The organism is Phytobacter ursingii, assembly GCF_001022135.1.
Lineage (GTDB): Bacteria > Pseudomonadota > Gammaproteobacteria > Enterobacterales > Enterobacteriaceae > Phytobacter > Phytobacter ursingii.
In genome coordinates, this window is record NZ_CP011602.1 from 274141 (window position 1) to 291380 (window position 17240).

Consider the following 17240-nt stretch of genomic DNA (forward strand, 5'->3'; position numbering starts at 1 on the left):
GCGGCGAGTCAGGAATAAAACGACAATATTTCACCGGCACCCTTTCCCCAGTAGCTGAACATAAGGTGGTGAGGCCGTGTATTTCTCGTTGAAGGTCGACGGTAATATCGCGAGCATGGCGTGGGTATGAACCGGACCACGCGAGAATAAATAAAGCGATTGCCGCATACATCCTGTATTCTCCCGAACGGTAGTTCAATTACGTTATTTCACTCGAAGGTTAAGAGAATGCTTAAATGTGAGCAGTATCGCAAAAATAATACATTAATGTATTCAGAGCGCAGATAACAATCTGGCGCAGTCGCTTTTACAAGCGAGTTCGCTGGAATAAATGCCGGATTGGTCGGGAACGTTCATCTGTTGCAGATATTCGTTGTGAATTGCCAGTCAGCATCGGGCTTGTGCGGCTTGTATAAGTCCTTTGCTCTAATGATCACAGTAGTAAAAAAACATAATTACTTAATCCAAAAACGTAATGGATTTTGCGGGCTTACCTGTGTCAGAAAGTATTCCTCATTTATAAAACAAACCGGAGATGTGATTAAAATGAGTGAAAACTTAATACAAAATCGGCATGATGAGTATCATAAGTTAACTCGTGTGGAACGCATTGGTTATGGGATGGGCGACTTTGCTCAAAACCTTGTTTTTGGTACGATAGGTGGTTTCCTTGCTCTTCACATGTTAACTGTGAATACAATCAGTACAGCAACTGCAGGGTTTATATTTCTTTTTGTCCGTATTATCAATGTCCTTTGGGACCCGATGGTAGGAACATACGTTGACAAACGAAGTTCAAAAGCTGGCAAATATCGCCCCTGGCTTTTAAGAGCAGGTATTCCGCTCGTTATTCTTTCTGCTTTACTCTTTGCCCCAATTCCAGGGGTGAGAGGTTCAGTTCCATTTGCATTTATTATTTACCTTGCCCTGGATTTGGTCTATTCCGTGGTAAATATTCCTTATGGTTCTCTTAATGCTTCATTAACAAGAGATCCTGAATCCATTGATAAACTTACAAGCACACGCATGATGCTGGCCAATAGCGCCAATCTGCTTGTCTACACGCTTTTCCCCATGTTTGTACAAATGGCTGCGCCAGCAGATCGAAGCCTCAAGGATACGGGTTTTTTCGGACTTAAGCTCAATATGGGGAATTATACCGATCCCTCAGCTAACTACGCCTGGTTTGGTGTTTACTCCATTTATATGGTTATTGGGGCTGTTGCTCTTTTCGTCTGCTACAAATTAACCAAAGAGCGCGTGGTCGCCACTGAAGAACAAACAGCAAACGTAAAAACGACAGACCTCTTCCTGGAACTCAAAAATAACCGGCCGCTTGTTATTCTTGGATTGTTTTTTATGCTGGCCTTTACGTTCATGTTTGTTATGAACACGGCTAATGGCTTTTTTAATCAGTTTGTTGTCGGTCATTCAGAATGGATGGGAGCGGTTGGTCTTGTAGCCTCAATTCCGGGCATTCTATTTCCAGTGTTTTGGCCAAAACTTAAGAAAATTTTTGGTAAAAAAGGATTTTTCCATCTATTCCTCGGCATGTTTATTGTTGGCGAATTTCTGACTTACATTTGGTCGCTTGAGGGAATGCATGATGCCCTCTGGCTTGCCTACATCGCAACCTTTATTAAACAGTGGGGATTAACATCGGCTACTGGCTTTATGTGGGCGCTTGTTCCGGAAGTCATTGCCTATGGCGAATTAAAATCAGGTAAGCGAAATGCCGCAATCATTAACGCAATTATGGGGATTTTCTTCAAGATCGGCTTTACGATTGGTGGTGCGCTTCCGTTGTGGTTGCTGGCCGGTTATGGCTTTAACGAAACGAGTGTATATCAGCACGCCAATGCTATCGCTGGAATAAACATGACGGCTATCTGGATCCCGGTGGTGTTAGCCATTATGTCGATGGTTGCCATTCACTTCTATCCAATATCTGATGACAATGTCAATGATATCAACCGTCAACTTGATGAGATTCGCGTATAGTTCAATAAATTAAAAATGATAATAAATACAATATGGACAATTTAAAAAGGTAAACGATATGTCAATTATTCAAAACCCTATTTTGCCTGGTTTTAACCCAGACCCAAGTATTATCCGCGTAGACGACACGTACTATATCGCAAATTCCACCTTTGAGTGGTTTCCAGGCGTTCGTTTACATGAATCAAAAGACCTGGAACACTGGAATCTTCTGCCGGCGCCACTGTCAACAACCGCGCTGTTAGATATGAAAGGGAATCCTTCCTCCGGTGGGATTTGGGCACCGGATCTCTCGTATGCTGACGGCAAATTCTGGTTAGTGTATACGGATGTCAAAGTCACAGAAGGCGCCTTTAAAGACATGACAAACTACCTGACCACGGCAACCGATATTCGTGGCCCCTGGTCTGATCCCATTAAACTGAATGGCGTCGGTTTTGACGCGTCACTTTTCCATGACGAAGATGGTCGTAAATATTTAGTTCAACAAACCTGGGACCATCGGGAATACCATCACCCCTTTGATGGCATTACCTTGACGGAGTTTGATACCCGGACTTTAAAATTAAAACCAGAAACCGCGCGTACGCTTTATCGGGGCACTGCCGTTGCACTTGTTGAGGGGCCGCACCTCTACAAAATAAACGGATATTATTATCTTTTCGCCGCGCAAGGTGGCACCGTTTTTACTCATCAGGAGGTGGTTGCGCGTTCGAAAACCTTAGAGGCCAATAGTTTTGAAACAGAGCCTGGCGACGTTTTCTTAACGAACGTCGATACGCCGGACAGCTATATCCAAAAACAGGGGCATGGTGCGTTGGTTTCAACGCCCAAAGGCGAATGGTATTACGCCTCGCTCTGCGCCCGTCCATGGAATCGTGCCGGTGAGTCCGTCTATGATCCTCGCGGTTGGTCAACACTGGGCAGGGAAACGTCTATTCAGAAAGTGTTTTGGGATGAAGATGGCTGGCCACGTATTGCAGGTGGCCACGGGGGCAAAACGTTTGTTGAAGGCCCCGTCGATGCTATTTATACCGAAAGCGCCAAAGACCACAGCCAGTATGATGAATTTAAAACCGCAACGCTCGATCCTAACTGGAACACACTGCGTGTCCCGTTCAGCGAAAAAATGGGAACAACGGGTGAGGGGAAATTAACGTTAGTCGGGCAAGGTTCTTTAGCAAATACGCACGATCTCTCTCTGATTGCGCGGCGCTGGCAGGCTTTTTATTTTGATGCCCAGGTTAAAATAAAATTTAATCCGTTTAATTATCAACAAATGGCTGGGTTGACGAATTACTATAATGATCGCCACTGGAGCTTTGTTTTCATTACCTGGAATGAAATTAATGGGGCAGTCATCGAAATAGGCGAGAATAATCGTGGGAAATATACCTCGTATCTGAAAGATGAGGCCATCAAGATCCCGCAAGATGTTGAATATGTCTGGTTCCGCACCAAAGTTCGCAAAGAAAGTTATACCTATGAATACAGTTTTGATGGGGTGAAATTCACTGAAATCCCGGTCAAACTGGATGCCGCCATTCTCTCTGATGATTATGTACTGCAAAGTTATGGCGGGTTCTTTACCGGCGCGTTCGTGGGGCTGGCGGTCGTCGACTACTCTGGCTATGGTGCCAGCGCAGAGTTTTACCAGTTCGCTTATCAGGAACGGGGGGATTCGTTAGTCGCAAACGACGCATACAGCTGGAAAGCCAGTGAATCACGCTTTGGTTAAGGGCTAATCACCGATTCAGTTAAATTCCGGCCATATTTCTGCGAAAAGAAAAAGTGAGCGATGACCCTGAAAGGATTACTGGACAGTGGGGTGCCAGTAATCCTTTTTATTTATCTCGCCTGGTAAATGCGCCGTTTGGCTTTAATACAACAGGGTATGGATAATGCTGCGCACCGCGATCCCAACGATCACGCCGGGGATGACATAGCGAAAAAGTCTGACAAATCGGCTGGCGATCCCAAGGTAAATCCCGATACCTGGCAGATCGAAGGTCTGGATCAGAAAGCCCGCCGAAGCGTTCATCTGTTCTGGCGTCACCAGCCCTTTTCGCAGAAGCTCTGACATCACCCCGAAGTAGGCTGTTCCTCCCGCCAGACATTTGGTCAGCGTTGGCAACACATACACCTCGGGAAGGCTGAAATAAGCCATCATTGGCGAGAGTAGCCGGGTCAGAACATCTATCGCTCCCGCTTCTTTTAGTATGCCGACGATGGTCAGCGAGAGCAGCAACATAGGGAGCGAGCCCAGCGCCAGGCGTATCGCATCGGCACCCGCACCGTTAATGATGCCAATCAGGCTGGATGACGATTTATCGTTAAACGCATCGGCAGGTGCTGCGTTCTGGACGGCGTTGGAAAGCTTCATGCCGAACAGGTGATAAGTGACCGCCGCTGCGGCCAGCCCACCTAAAATGGAAATGATGATGGCGTTTCCCCAGTGCAGCCCGTAAGGGATCAAAGGGTAAAAGACATTGCCCTGGCCCATCGCAAATAACATCGCCAGCGCTGCGGCAAGCTGACGCTCTGACGTGCCTCTTTTTTCCATAATAGCCAGCGCGGCAATAGGCGCGGCAAAGCTGACGAAATTGAGTTGTATCAGGGCGAAGATGGCGATCCCGGAAATACCGAACGGTTTGAGTACTGGCGCGGTCAGCCGAACAACGGCATCGACAACGCCTTTTGCTTCCAGGTATTTCATCACGATGAGCATGACAACCATGACGGGAATAAGCGTGTAAAGCGCAACATCAACAGACGTCTTTCCTGCTGACATAATGACATCAATAATATTCATTAAGCTATCCAGTGAAGATCCACGCAAGGCAATCTACACCTCCTGGACAGTAAGTAAAATCCATGTCGTGCTTTTATAATTTAGTCAGATGGAAGCGATGCTTTGTCGGTTGACGGCCATAAGGATAACGTCTGACGCGCTGGGAAATATCATGCCAGGTGAGGTGAGTGGGTAGTTTTTTATTTTTATTATCCAGCCTTGATTGAAGTTTTAATCGTTAAATCTCCTTTAATGCACTACGTTCAATAATATTACTTTGGTGAGGAGAGCGGATGAAACGACGATCTCTTTTCATGTTAACAAACCTGGCGTTAGCGGGATCAAGCGCGTCAGTCTTGTCGCGACCCCGGTCAGGTCGCGATATCTGGCTTTAAATCAGGTTGAAACGCTTGTCCGGTGCTGGCAATGCAGGCAGCGGGCTTTGCCCGGTAATATCCATCAGATTGCGTTCGATCGAGGTACAGATAGCGTTGAGCGCCAGGTTATTGGGATGTGTGCCAAACGGATGCTCCATCTCTTCGGCAATAGAATCCCATGACAGGAAAGCGTAGGAGATAAACGCTGAAACAAACGGGGTCATCAGGTGAAGGTCGGACACCAGCGCCAGCGGCAAAAGTGTGCAGAACAGGTAGACCGTACGCTGCAAAATTAATGAGTAAGCAAAGGGCACCGGCGTGTTGGCGATACGCTCACAGCCACCCAGGCAACGCGACAGTTCGTTAAGATTCTCGTCAATGTTCTGCCAGACAAAATCATTGATTTTGCCTTCCCGGCGTAAGTTTGCGTATTCCTTGCCAATAAAAATCAGGATGCGATTACAGGCTGAGGTACTTTTCATCACCTCAGCCGCCGCGTCCGCAGGCAGCAAACGTTGCATATCCAGCGTTGCATCTTGTTGGCGAAGCTGGTGGTTCAGGCACCAGCTAAACGCGGTCAGGTAATGGGAAAGCTTTTGCTGGGTTGCTGTATCTTCCGGCAAGGCGCTAACAGTCTGTCGCATCAGGCTACGCGAGGTGATGGTCACCGAACCCCAGAGCATTCTTGCTTCGGTGTAACGGCTGTAGCTGGCGTTATTGCGAAAACCAAGAAAGATAGCGATGGCGATACCCAGCAGGCTAAACGGGGCCACGGTCAGGTGAATGTTCAGGTTTTCGTAGTACGGCCAGGCAATGATCGCCACGATAGACATGAACAGGTTCAATCCCAGCCGGAAGATAATCATGGAAAGAACGGAGCCATGCCAGTTAAAGAGCCGGACAAACCAGTTCTGGGGTGGACGTATGATCATGCGGATTCCTTTACGGTCTTTTGTTTTATTGTGTGCAGGTGGCCGGTGTAAATCCGGCGCGGGAATTGTAGCCTGATCGGATTTTCCCGCAAGCGGCGCGGCCGCATACTGCAGGCTGATGCGAAGAGAAGGGGGATAAAAAGAGGGCCCCGGCGCGGCCTAAACAAAACATCATGCACCCGCAGACCGGGTGCGATAACCGACATCCTCAGACGTTAGGGCTGGCGGAACCTGTAACCTATGCCACGCACGTTCAACAGCACCTCTGTGATACCGACGGATTCGAGTTTCTTACGCAGATTATAAATATGAGTATCCACGACACGCTCAAGGGCATCGCTTTCCGGAAGGCATTGTTCAAGCAATGAAAGGCGCGACCAGGCGCGAACGGGTGAGCGCATAAGTAACGTTAACAATGAAAATTCGGTGGGCGTCAGCTCAAGCAAAACCGGTTTTTGCTGGTCAATCGTTACCCTGGCGGTCATTGCAGTGGTATCGACTTCCAGGCCTTGCCAGCGCAGGATCTCTTGCGATTCAGCCTGAGGCTGGCAGCGTCTCAATACAGCCTGGACCCGTACAACCACCTCTTTGGGATCGTAGGGTTTGACGATGTAATCATCCGCACCGTAGCGCAGGGCGCCAATTTTATCGGGAAGATCGCCCATGGCCGAAATCATAATGACAGGCGTAAGCCCGTCCCGGCGCACCGCTGCCAGCACCTCGCTTCCGTTCATTGACGGCAGCATGATATCAAGCAGAATAAGATCCGGTTTCCACTGCCGCGCCATCTCCAGCCCGATGCGTCCGTCGCCGGAAATGGCAATGTCGAAATTTTCCCGCTTAAGATATGCCTCAAGAACGCTCGCCGCATCGGCATCATCTTCAATAATCAGCACCCGACGTTGACCCATCACCTCTTCCTGTTGCACAGAACGTATTAAGCAGGATGATACCCTGGGCAACGGCTTTGTGATATCAGAGTCGGCAGTGATTTATTCAGCGGAAATCCTTGAGTTTTTTCAATTGTCGGCCCAGTCCGTCGAAATTATTTTCCCTCAGCCAGGCTTTAATTGGGATCTCTAAATCCTGCCATTCACTGGCGGTGATGGAGAACAGCGCGAGGTCTTCCGAATGGCCTTTGGTCACTTTTTTATCGCGCAACACCCCTTCTTTGCGAAAGCCGATACGTTCGGCGGCTTTGATCGCCCCGTCATTAAAAATATTGGTACGCCATTCGCATCGACGGTAGTGGAGCGCATCAATAAAATAAGCCAACACTAAATAGATGGCCTCTGTACTGATCCGTGTTTTTTTTAATGCCGGCGTCCAGTTGATATCCGTAAGCTCGAACGTACCGTGTACTGGATTAATCCTTGTAATGCAAAAAATGCCTTTCACGGTGCCGTCATTTTTATCAATCACCGACATGTGCATGCCATTTTTTGCGCCGATAAGTTCGCGAAAATAGTTATAACACGCCTCTTTCGTGGTAGGTCGTTTTCCAGGTAAATAGGTCCAGTCACGATCATCATCAATACTTTGCCAGGCATGAAATAAATCTTCGGCATGATCGACAGACAGTGGCGTAACCATGCAATAATTTCCGCTAAGGGAGAATTTTTCAGGGGTGCTTCTGGGTGCCCAGTCTTGCATTTCCTGCCCCAGACACTGGCCGTAGCTGTTTCTGTATTGCATAACACTCCCCCTTAAATGAATGTAATTCAGACTGAATTAAAGACCATTTCATCGTAATGCTAATTATATCAACGGTTGCTTATCGATAATACGATCATGATCGTGTTTCCCTGTAATACAATTACTTTACGGCGCGGTGGTTAATTATTTTTCATCCGTTTATTTCGTCCGCCTGGTATTTTTTAACGCCCATAAGATAAATTTTCGCAATAACGATGTGACGAATCACACAAGTGAATATTCTCTTGGAAATTAGTTTAATCACTATTATTGCGCCAGTGTAGTGCTTGTTAACAATAGCGAAAAGGTAAGGCTGATGTTCGAACTCAGCGGCTTTCACCGCTGGGATCGAAGAGATGTATTACTGGCTGGTTAAATTCAGGCACTCTGCGGAGGCATACTGCGCGGCGCTCAGCGGCACATTATCCAGCGCCTTTTTGATAGCAGAAGAGGAGGAAAACTGGTTTACCGCATCCCTTTGCATGATCTCGAAACTTTTTTGAATATTTGCGGTGATATCGTCGCAATTTGCCCCCTGGTTGAGGCCGCCAATCACAACGTTATTGAGGCGTTCAGACATTTCAGCCCCCATTTTTTGGCCCATTTTGGCCGGGTCTGCTTTGCCTTCTTCCGGCATAGCGCCGGTAAGCAGCGCAGATTTATACAGCGCCTGGCCCAGGGTGACTTTCGCTGCCGCGACCGTCTCTTCGTTCGATGTTGATGCCAGTGCGGATGTTGATGCTGTAAGCAAAAATAGGGTGCTAATGACTGCCAGTCTCATTGAGGCGCTCTTCGTTTATTTCAGGTATCGGCCAACTTAGCCCTGTGCCGGAAAAGGCGGCAACTGGCGGAATGTGTTAACCAGACCTTCCGACCAGGCTTTGCGGATACCGGTAAAATAGGGATCGTTTTCCGTGATGCGCCGCTGTTCGCTGGCATCATAGGTATTCGCGCGATAAATCATGACATCCAGCGGCATACCGACAGACAGATTACTGCGTAACGTCGAATCGATGGAGATCAAGGCGCAGCACATAGCGTGCTCCAGAGGGGTATCAACCGTCAACACCCGATCAATAATCGGCTTGCCGTATTTACTCTCGCCAATCTGAAAGTAGGGGGTATCATTTGTCGCTTCAATGAAATTGCCCTCGGGATAGATATGAAACAGGCGCGGAATCTCGCTGCCAATCTGCCCACCGAGCAGCATATTGCAGCCAAAAATGGTGCTGCTGTTTTGCTGCGCCGCACTGTCGCGGTGAATCACTTCGCGCACCGTCTCACCGACCAGCGTAGCGGCGTCATACATCGTCCCCATCTGCATCAGGTTCGGCGTATGCTGGCCCTGTATCCGTTCGTTAAGCAGGCTGACAATGCTCTGTGTTGTGGCCAGGTTCCCCGCCGACTGGATCACCAGCACCCGTTCCCCCTCCTTGCTGAATACATGGAGTTTTTTAAACGTTGCGATGTGGTCGACTCCCGCATTGGTGCGGGAGTCAGAAGCAAAAACCAGTCCGTCGGAAAGACGCATGGCCACACAGTAAGTCATTAAAATACCTTTATTAATTCATTGTTGCTGCTGTATCTGTTGTTGTCGCTCAAACAGGCTTACCTCAGCGGCGGAAAACATCTCTTCACAGCCGCCGCCAAGGCGGCTACCCCGCACCGGGCAGGCATCCAGATAATCCATTCCGACCGCCAGGCGAAGATGTTGGTTCAGGTCGCGCGTGTTATTGGTGATATCGAAACTCTGCCAACGGCCATCAAGCCAGGTCTCTGCCCAGGCATGCATTGCCACATGATCGGTATCCCGGCTATAAACATAGCCGCTCACGTAACGCGCCGGAATGCGCAGGCTACGGCAGCAGGCCAGGAACACGTGGGTATGATCCTGGCATACCCCTTTCCCTTTGGCAAAAGCGACGGCGGCAGTGTCATGTACCTGTGTGGCGCCAGGCGTATACGGCATTTTCAGGCGTAATTCCGCCATTAATTCCCCCAGGCTGCCAACCGCATCTTCTTCCCGGTAATAGCGTCGGGCAAATTCGCGAATCGGCGCGTCCGGGTCGGTTAACGGGGTCGTACGCAGGAACACCAGCGGAGAGAGCGATTCGCTGGCCTCTTCCTCTTCTTGTGCATTATCGGCGATCTCAACCACACCTTGAGCATGAATGATGATCTCTTGATGAGGGTGATCCAGGGTTAAGACATGCATCAGATTACCGTACGCATCGGTCGTCGCTACCGCCGAGGCGGGCAGCAGCAGATTCCATTCCTTAATATACTGGCGGCCGGAGGTTTGCGGCGTCAGACGCAGATACTGCGTACTGAACTTCACCTCTTCATCGTAGTGATAATGCGTCAGGTGATTAATGGTCAGTTTCATAACGCCTCCAGATAGGTCTGGCGGATACTGTCAGCCAGCTCGTTGATTTTGGTAAGAAAACGGTTTAACCACTCCTGAAGGTCGTCGGCCAGAGCATCATCAAGCGAGCCGAAACGCAGCTCCACATGCAACTGATGGGCAAGACGCAGCGGAACGCGCGCCCGCTCGCTGCCAATCATCTCCAGCTGTTGGACCAGGTCGCCGACGCAGGCATGCAGTGAACGCGGTACGTCATTGCGAAACACCAGCAATTCGGTGACGGTTTCCCGACTGATCGGCTGGCGATAAATGCTGTGGTAGGCTTCACGGGCACTCACCGCACGCAACAGTGTGTCGAGGCGGTAATATTCGCGTACCGGATCCGGATCGTTGCTGAGTTGCTGATCTTTGAGCGCCAGCAATTGCGCGGTGGCGAACGCACGTTCAATCAGGGTGCCGATACGGATAAAGCATTGGGCGTCGTTACGCAGCAGGGTACCGAACATGGCGCCGCGGAACAGATGCGCTCGCTCTTTCACCCAGTCAAAAAAGGCGTCGATACCAATCTTATCCACTCCGGTCTGGCGCAGGTTGCGGATATCGATACGAGTGGTATTGATGCACTCCCACACTTCCGACGAAAGACTACCGCGCACGGCATGGGCGTTATTCCAGGCCATTTCAATACAGCTATAGATACTGCTCGGGTTCTGCCCATCAAGGGCAAAGAAATTCAGCAGATTATTCATACTGAACCGGGCATAACGCTCCTGAAACAGCTCATGCCCGAATGTCAGATTGAGCGGCAGGGCTAAATCATGCTGTTGCTGGCTGTGGCGCGGCATCATTGATAATTTGTAGGTCACGTCAAGGACGCGGGCAAAGCTCTCTGCCCGTTCCAGATAACGGGCCATCCAGTACAGTTCGCTGGCGGTGCGGCTTAACATTATTCATCCTCCTCCATCACCCAGGTGTCTTTCGTGCCACCCCCTTGCGAGGAGTTCACCACCAGCGAGCCTTCGGTCAGCGCCACGCGGGTCAGCCCGCCTGGCACCAGCCTTATCTCTTCGCCGTACAGCGCAAACGGGCGCAGGTCAATGTGGCGTGGGGCCAGCCCTTCCTCGACAAAGGTCGGGCAGGTAGAGAGCGCCAGTGTGTTTTGCGCAATGTAATTACCGGGGTTCGCCAGCAGACGCTGACGGAACGCATCGATTTGCGCCCGGGTTGAGCGGGGGCCGACCAGCATGCCGTAGCCGCCCGCGCCGTGGACCTCTTTCACCACCATCTCATCCAGATGGGCCAGTACGTAACTCAAATCTTCGGCTTTGCGGCACTGCCAGGTGGGAATGTTGCCGAGGATGGGTTCCTCAGAAAGATAAAAGCGAATCATGTCCGGCACGTACGGATAGATGGATTTGTCATCCGCCACGCCGGTGCCAATCGCATTGGCCAGCACCACGCCGCCCGCACGATAGACCGACAGCAAACCCGGTACCCCCAGCATTGAATCGGAACGAAATGCCAGTGGGTCGAGGAAGGCATCGTCAATACGACGATAGATAACATCGACCCGACACGGACCTTCGGTGGTACGCATATAAACGCCGCCTTCTTTGACGAACAGGTCAGCGCTTTCAACCAACTCCACCCCCATCTGCTGGGCAAGAAAACTGTGTTCAAAGTAGGCGCTGTTAAAGCGTCCGGGTGTGAGTACCACCACACACGGGTCATCAACGTAAGTGCTTTCACGCAGAGTTTGTAGCAAGTAACTGGGATAGCGCTCAACCGGCGCGATATGCGAACTGGCGAACAGATCCGGATACAGACGCATCATCATCTTGCGGTTTTCCAGCATGTAAGAGACGCCGGATGGGGTGCGCAGATTATCTTCCAGCACGTAGTAGCCGCCATCACTGTCGCGGACCATATCGATGCCGGTGATATGGGCATAAATATTGTTGTGCAGGTCGACGCCCTGCATACAGGGTTGATATTGCTCGTTGGCGAGCACCTGCTCACGGGGGACAATACCGGCATTGAGAATATGCTGGTGGTGGTAGATATCATACAAGAACGCGTTGAGCGCTTTTACCCGCTGGCGTATTCCTGCATAAAGCATCCGCCATTCATGGGCCGGAATGATGCGTGGCACGCTGTCGAATGGAATTAAACGCTCCGTTCCTCCTTCTTCACCGTAAACATTAAACGTAATGCCGACGCGGTGAAACAGCAGTTCCGCCTGCTCTTTCTTCTGGTGAATGGCATGCTGGTCAGTTTGCTGTAACCACTGCCACCAGGCGTCATAATGCTGGCGTTGCCGACCTTCTGCGGTGAGCATTTCATCGTAGTAAGGCGCGCTCGGAAGCGTCATTTTTATCATTGTCATCCCCTGCATTCCGCTTGATGAAGATAGAGTTAAAATGCAGAAAACATGCCAGCGCATCAAAAGCGCGGCTTATCACGCCATCGCGATGTGGGGTGCACCGTTATGAGGAGCCGCGTGCGTAAAAACGCACCAGAATGACTTAAAGGCGGCAGAAAAAGAGGAAAGTTGGTGCAAGTGTAAAGATGGCTGCACCAGGTGGAAAAGGGCTGAGGGATTCCCGGTCATATTATGTTTTCAGCGATGACACCGCGTAATGAGAATAAAACAGTGACAGCAATGACAGGGGCCGGCTGAAAATCGATGAGGCGTTGACGGCTGACCGGGGCCGCTGTACCGCGCCAGCGGTGATTTTCCTGGCCGGGAGCCCGGGTTGCCAGGGTGAGGGGACCGATCGTGCTCGCATTTTTGTGGGGATTCCTCTCGGAAAAGGGGGAATAAAGAGTTCGCCTGACTTGCTTAAAGATGTAAAATAAATACCTCTTTAAGGAGGCCGTCATGACGGGAAAACGCATTAACCGCGAAAAACTGACCATTAGCAAGATGATTGCGCTTTACCAGCAACACTGTCCGCAGGCTGTGGCGGATGATGCGCACTATCAGGCGTTGAATGATTTCGCCGATAAACGGCTGGATAAATGTGTTTTTGGCGAAGAAAAACCAGCCTGCAAACAATGCCCTGTGCACTGTTACCCGCCTGCTAAACGTGAAGAGATGAAACAGATTATGCGCTGGGCAGGGCCGCGGATGCTGTGGCGACACCCTGTTTTGACCATCCGTCATCTGATTGATGACAAACGTCCTGTTCCCGAACTGCCGGAAAAATACCGCCCTAAAAAATAACGCCGTGGCGGGCACGGCGTTATGACCTTTCAGGCGCGTGTGGCAATAAGAATGGAGGAGGCTTTAATGAGAGCAATCACCCGTTTGCCGGGAGACAGCTCCAGTGCTTCACAACTTTCATTGGTCACCACCGCCACCAGTTCAAAACCGGCGTCTGTTTTCACCTGCACCGTCGCGTTTACTGCACCTTCGGTCACCGCGCTAACCGCGCCAGCGAACTGATTGCGGGCGGAAAATTTCAGGCCGCAGTCTTCGGTCGCCAGTGTGACCCACGGCGCTTTTATCAGCGCGATGGCTTCTTTCCCGGGATTCAGGCCCAACGCTTCTTTACTGCTGGATGTGACGATAGCGACAAGTTTTGCACCCCCGTCCAGTATTAACTCCACCTCATCGTTCACCGCGCCGTGTGCGGTTACACTGACTTTACCGACGAGTTGATTACGTGCTGAAACAGCCATATTGCCTCCAGAAGAGTGAGAAAGAGTCAGTTATCTCAGGTCAGGGCCGGTTTATCCATAACCATTTTCTTATCATGGGTATTGTCGTGGCGCCGAAGGCTTTCCGTTTCTCCGGCGCGGACACGACATTAACAAATCCGGGGCAGGGGCTCGGCGTGCGGTAAGTCGAGAATTCGTTTCACCCCATACAAGCCTGCCAGCCGCACACCTTTTCGTTCGACCACTTCGCCGATGATCGCGGCATCCTGGCCGAGGGGATGCGCCCGTAACCGGGCAAGAACCTGCTGTGCCGCCTGGCGCTGTACGGCAATCACCAGCTTGCCTTCATTGGCAAAGTTCAGCGCGTCCAGTCCCAATAACTCGCAGACGCCGCGCACCGCCGTTTTCACCGGCAGGTCACGCTCATTGAGTTCGATACCATAACCGCTGGCGGCGGCGAATTCATGCACCACGGCGTTGACGCCGCCGCGCGTGGCATCACGCAACGCCTTCACGCCGGGAATATCGCGCAACTGCTGAATCAACGGGGTTAACACCGCGCAGTCGCTGGTCAGTTCTCCGTCCAGCCCCAGCTGTTCGCGCAAATTGAGAATGGTCGCTCCATGATCGCCGAGCGTACCGCTAACCAGCAGCACATCACCGGCCTCAAGGGTGCTGGCACCCCAGCGAATATTGGCTGGAATGGCGCCAATGCCTGCCGTATTGATAAACAGTTTATCCGCCGCCCCGCGCTGCACGACCTTAGTATCGCCGGTAACAATGGCGATATCCGCACGACGCGCCGTTGCCGCCATGCTGGTGACCACGGCTTTCAGGGTCTCCATCGACAGGCCTTCTTCAAGAATAAAGCCGCAGGAGAGATAGCGGGGAATGGCGCCGCTTACCGCCACATCGTTCGCCGTGCCGCAAACCGAGAGCTTGCCGATGTCGCCGCCGGGGAAGAACAGCGGGTCAATAACGTAGCTGTCGGTGGAAAAAGCCAGTCGATCGCCGCTGGCGGCGAGGGCCGCAAGGTCAAGACGCGCCTGATCTTCCTGTTCACTGAGCCATGGATTTGCGAAGGCGTCGATAAAAAGCTGACTGATAAGCTGTTGCATCGCCTGACCGCCGCTGCCATGCGCCAGTTGGACTTCATTCATACTTCGCACTCCTGAGCACGATATTGATACCAGGCGGCGCAGGCGCCCTCGGAGGAGACCATCAGTGCGCCAAACGCGGTTTGTGGATTACAGGTATTACCGAAAAGCGGGCACTGGTGCGGTTTGCATTTACCGGTCAGCACTTCGCCGCAACGTGCGCGCGGGTCATCACAGGTTTGCTGAGGCGCTGGGTTAAAGTGGGCTTCGGCGTCAAAGCGCTGGTACGGCGCGGTTAAGCGCACCCCGGAATCGCCAATTAGCCCCAGCCCGCGCCATTCGCTGTCGCCCTGGACTGCAAATACCTCGCTGATGGCCTGCTGCGCCAGGCGGTTGCCTTCGTCCGGCACCACGCGGCGGTACTGGTTTTCTACCTGATGACGGGCGCTGATTTTCTGCTCCACCAGCATTAATACGCCTTGCAACAGGTCGAGTGGTTCGAAACCGGCCACTACCAGAGGACGCTGGAATTCCCCGGCGATAAAACCATAGGCATCGGTGCCGATGACCATGCTGACGTGGCCCGGCGCAAGAAACGCATCGATACCATTATCCGGCTCCTCCAGCAGGCTGCGCAGGGTGGGAATAATGGTGATGTGCTGGCAGAAAAAGAAAAAGTTACTGACATCCTGCCGCTTTGCCTGTTGCAGCGTGATAGCGGTGGCAGGCATGGTGGTTTCGAAGCCGAGGCCAAAAAAGACCACTTTCCGTTGCGGATTCTGTTTTGCCAGGGGCAGCGCATCCAGCGGGGAATAGACGATACGCACATCTGCTCCGCGTGCTTTCGCCTGTAACAGGGAGCCGTTTTTTCCCGGTACCCGCATCGCGTCGCCAAAGGTGCAGAAGATCACCTCCGGATGGCTGGCGATCTCCACGCACGTATCAATGCGTCCCATTGGCAGGACACATACCGGGCAGCCCGGACCGTGGATAAATTCGATGTTTTCCGGCAATAACTGGTCGAGTCCGAACTTAAAGATGGCATGGGTGTGCCCGCCACAGACCTCCATCACACGTAGCGGGCGCTTCGCGGTATAACTGAGCAGTGCGGCCCGCTCACGCAGGTGCGCGATAAGCTGCATGACCTGTTCCGGCGCGCGGTATTCATCCACAAAACGCATTATCTCTCCTCACCAAACAGCAGCGCGCCCACATCCGGCTCGACATCGTACATATTTTGCAGTGCCGCCAGCGTTTCGCGGGCCTCGTCTTCGTTTATCACGCTCATGGCGAAGCCCACGTGCACCAGCACCCACTGCCCAAGACGAGAATGCCCCGCTTCATCCGTGCTGCCCACCAACGTTAAGTCGACATCGCGCTGTATGCCGCAGACATCGACTTTTGCCTGATTACCTTCAATGGCGCTAATTTGTCCCGGAACGCCTATGCACATCGTTGGGTCTCCAGCCAGTCCAGCCATCTGTCCATCCCTTCGCCGCTGGTGGCGGAAACCAGGAAGACCTCAATCGACGGATTCACTTCGCGGGCATACGCGAGGCATTTTTCGACATCAAATTTGAGGTAAGGCAGCAGGTCGATTTTATTGAGAAGCATGATGGAGGCCGCAGCAAACATATGCGGGTATTTCAGCGGCTTGTCTTCGCCTTCTGTCACCGACAGCACGGCGACTTTGTGACGTTCGCCGAGATCAAAACTGGCCGGGCAAACCAGGTTGCCGACGTTTTCGATAAACAGAATGCCATTGTCCGCCAGCGGCAGGCGTGGTGCGGCGTCGGCAATCATTTGTGCATCCAGATGACACCCCTTGCCGGTATTCACCTGAATCGCCGGCGTGCCAGTCTCGCGGATACGCGCGGCATCGTTGACGGTTTGCTGATCCCCTTCGATAACCGCACAAGGCACACGGGCGTTCAGACGGGTCAGGGTTTCGGTCAGCAGGGTGGTTTTACCGGAACCGGGGCTGGAGACCAGGTTCAACACTAGCTGGTGTCTGGCGGTGAAGCGGGCGCGGTTATGCGCGGCGATGCGATTGTTTTTATCTAACACATCGATTTCTACTTCCAGCATCCGCCGCTGGCTCATGCCTGGCGCGTGGGTTCCGGCTGCGCCGTGGCCGTAATGTAAATCACCATTTTCTGCCGCTGTCGGGCTGAAATTGTCGGTTTTGACGCCGGTGATTTTCATTGTCGGTCGAGCCGCAGGAGCAAAAGGCGCGCTGCGAAACGCGGAATGGGGATTATGCTCGTCGCCCTCGATGTAGAGGTTACCTTCCTGACAACCACATGTCGTACACATTGC

At 51.8% G+C, this 17240-nt stretch carries 17 protein-coding genes; 3 read left to right on the forward strand and 14 right to left on the reverse strand.

Annotated features, from left to right (window positions below; translation table 11 throughout):
* Positions 1-561 precede the first annotated feature (561 nt).
* Positions 562-2001, forward strand: coding sequence for an MFS transporter (locus AB182_RS04730; protein ID WP_167337913.1), 1440 nt, complete (start codon positions 562-564; stop codon positions 1999-2001).
* Positions 2002-2059: 58 nt separating this feature from the next.
* On the forward strand, positions 2060-3739 hold the full coding sequence (locus tag AB182_RS04735; RefSeq protein WP_047369097.1) for a glycoside hydrolase family 43 protein: 1680 nt from the start codon (positions 2060-2062) through the stop codon (positions 3737-3739).
* A gap of 141 nt (positions 3740-3880) precedes the next feature.
* Here the strand turns inward: AB182_RS04735 and AB182_RS04740 are convergent, their stop codons facing one another.
* The 9 genes from AB182_RS04740 to AB182_RS04780 form a co-directional block, all read right to left on the reverse strand.
* Positions 3881-4813 carry a nucleoside recognition domain-containing protein gene (locus AB182_RS04740; protein ID WP_047369098.1) on the reverse strand — a complete coding sequence of 311 codons (933 nt, stop codon included), beginning with the start codon at positions 4811-4813 and terminating at the stop codon, positions 3881-3883.
* A gap of 370 nt (positions 4814-5183) precedes the next feature.
* Complete coding sequence (locus AB182_RS04745; RefSeq protein ID WP_047369099.1) at positions 5184-6101, reverse strand: bestrophin family protein; 918 nt, start codon at positions 6099-6101, stop codon at positions 5184-5186.
* A gap of 215 nt (positions 6102-6316) precedes the next feature.
* Positions 6317-7012 (reverse strand): response regulator, encoded by a 696-nt coding sequence (locus tag AB182_RS04750; protein ID WP_047369100.1) that lies wholly within the window; start codon positions 7010-7012, stop codon positions 6317-6319.
* Positions 7013-7097: 85 nt separating this feature from the next.
* A complete protein-coding gene (locus tag AB182_RS04755) occupies positions 7098-7796 on the reverse strand; it encodes a GNAT family N-acetyltransferase (RefSeq protein ID WP_047369101.1) in 699 nt (232 codons plus the stop codon).
* 361 nt (positions 7797-8157) lie between these two features.
* On the reverse strand, positions 8158-8577 hold the full coding sequence (locus AB182_RS04760) for a hypothetical protein (RefSeq protein WP_047369102.1): 420 nt from the start codon (positions 8575-8577) through the stop codon (positions 8158-8160).
* Positions 8578-8613: 36 nt separating this feature from the next.
* Positions 8614-9345, reverse strand: coding sequence for a proteasome-type protease (locus AB182_RS04765; protein WP_047369103.1), 732 nt, complete (start codon positions 9343-9345; stop codon positions 8614-8616).
* An 18-nt stretch (positions 9346-9363) separates the two neighbouring features.
* A complete protein-coding gene (locus tag AB182_RS04770; RefSeq protein WP_047369104.1) occupies positions 9364-10182 on the reverse strand; it encodes a transglutaminase family protein in 819 nt (272 codons plus the stop codon).
* The gene (locus AB182_RS04775) at positions 10179-11108 is read right to left on the reverse strand and encodes an alpha-E domain-containing protein (protein WP_039077654.1); all 930 of its coding nucleotides are present in this window, start codon (positions 11106-11108) and stop codon (positions 10179-10181) included. The genes AB182_RS04770 and AB182_RS04775 overlap by 4 nt, the downstream gene beginning before the upstream one ends.
* Positions 11108-12541 (reverse strand): circularly permuted type 2 ATP-grasp protein, encoded by a 1434-nt coding sequence (locus AB182_RS04780; protein WP_047369105.1) that lies wholly within the window; start codon positions 12539-12541, stop codon positions 11108-11110. The genes AB182_RS04775 and AB182_RS04780 overlap by 1 nt, the downstream gene beginning before the upstream one ends.
* 501 nt (positions 12542-13042) lie before the next feature.
* Between AB182_RS04780 and AB182_RS04790 the strand changes: the two genes are divergently transcribed.
* Entirely contained in the window at positions 13043-13387 is a 345-nt protein-coding gene (locus AB182_RS04790; RefSeq protein ID WP_047369107.1) for a nitrous oxide-stimulated promoter family protein, read from the forward strand.
* Between the two features lie 29 nt (positions 13388-13416).
* Here the strand turns inward: AB182_RS04790 and AB182_RS04795 are convergent, their stop codons facing one another.
* From AB182_RS04795 to hypB, 5 genes are all read right to left on the reverse strand, one after another.
* On the reverse strand, positions 13417-13845 hold the full coding sequence (locus tag AB182_RS04795) for a TOBE domain-containing protein (RefSeq protein ID WP_047369108.1): 429 nt from the start codon (positions 13843-13845) through the stop codon (positions 13417-13419).
* Positions 13846-13973: 128 nt separating this feature from the next.
* Entirely contained in the window at positions 13974-14984 is a 1011-nt protein-coding gene (hypE, locus tag AB182_RS04800; protein ID WP_047369109.1) for a hydrogenase expression/formation protein HypE, read from the reverse strand.
* A complete protein-coding gene (gene hypD, locus AB182_RS04805; protein ID WP_047369110.1) occupies positions 14981-16102 on the reverse strand; it encodes a hydrogenase formation protein HypD in 1122 nt (373 codons plus the stop codon). The genes hypE and hypD overlap by 4 nt, the downstream gene beginning before the upstream one ends.
* Positions 16102-16374: a HypC/HybG/HupF family hydrogenase formation chaperone gene (locus AB182_RS04810; RefSeq protein ID WP_047369111.1), complete on the reverse strand. Its 273-nt coding sequence runs from the start codon at positions 16372-16374 to the stop codon at positions 16102-16104. Before AB182_RS04810 ends, hypD begins: the two co-directional genes overlap by 1 nt.
* Positions 16365-17237, reverse strand: coding sequence for a hydrogenase nickel incorporation protein HypB (hypB, locus tag AB182_RS04815; protein WP_047369112.1), 873 nt, complete (start codon positions 17235-17237; stop codon positions 16365-16367). The genes AB182_RS04810 and hypB overlap by 10 nt, the downstream gene beginning before the upstream one ends.
* Positions 17238-17240: the final 3 nt, after the last annotated feature.

Excerpts from the sequence above, each read along its gene's own strand:
- AB182_RS04735 (WP_047369097.1), top strand. The coding sequence starts at position 2,060 with ATGTCAATTATTCAAAACCCTATTTTGCCTGGTTTTAACCCAGACCCA.
- AB182_RS04775 (WP_039077654.1), bottom strand. The coding sequence starts at position 11,108 with ATGTTAAGCCGCACCGCCAGCGAACTGTACTGGATGGCCCGTTATCTG.
- hypB (WP_047369112.1), bottom strand. The coding sequence starts at position 17,237 with ATGTGTACGACATGTGGTTGTCAGGAAGGTAACCTCTACATCGAGGGC.
- AB182_RS04750 (WP_047369100.1), bottom strand. The coding sequence starts at position 7,012 with ATGGGTCAACGTCGGGTGCTGATTATTGAAGATGATGCCGATGCGGCG.
- AB182_RS04790 (WP_047369107.1), top strand. The coding sequence starts at position 13,043 with ATGACGGGAAAACGCATTAACCGCGAAAAACTGACCATTAGCAAGATG.
- AB182_RS04795 (WP_047369108.1), bottom strand. The coding sequence starts at position 13,845 with ATGGCTGTTTCAGCACGTAATCAACTCGTCGGTAAAGTCAGTGTAACC.
- AB182_RS04810 (WP_047369111.1), bottom strand. The coding sequence starts at position 16,374 with ATGTGCATAGGCGTTCCGGGACAAATTAGCGCCATTGAAGGTAATCAG.
- hypD (WP_047369110.1), bottom strand. The coding sequence starts at position 16,102 with ATGCGTTTTGTGGATGAATACCGCGCGCCGGAACAGGTCATGCAGCTT.
- AB182_RS04770 (WP_047369104.1), bottom strand. The coding sequence starts at position 10,182 with ATGAAACTGACCATTAATCACCTGACGCATTATCACTACGATGAAGAG.
- AB182_RS04740 (WP_047369098.1), bottom strand. The coding sequence starts at position 4,813 with ATGAATATTATTGATGTCATTATGTCAGCAGGAAAGACGTCTGTTGAT.
- AB182_RS04765 (WP_047369103.1), bottom strand. The coding sequence starts at position 9,345 with ATGACTTACTGTGTGGCCATGCGTCTTTCCGACGGACTGGTTTTTGCT.
- AB182_RS04780 (WP_047369105.1), bottom strand. The coding sequence starts at position 12,541 with ATGATAAAAATGACGCTTCCGAGCGCGCCTTACTACGATGAAATGCTC.
- AB182_RS04760 (WP_047369102.1), bottom strand. The coding sequence starts at position 8,577 with ATGAGACTGGCAGTCATTAGCACCCTATTTTTGCTTACAGCATCAACA.
- AB182_RS04755 (WP_047369101.1), bottom strand. The coding sequence starts at position 7,796 with ATGCAATACAGAAACAGCTACGGCCAGTGTCTGGGGCAGGAAATGCAA.
- hypE (WP_047369109.1), bottom strand. The coding sequence starts at position 14,984 with ATGAATGAAGTCCAACTGGCGCATGGCAGCGGCGGTCAGGCGATGCAA.
- AB182_RS04745 (WP_047369099.1), bottom strand. The coding sequence starts at position 6,101 with ATGATCATACGTCCACCCCAGAACTGGTTTGTCCGGCTCTTTAACTGG.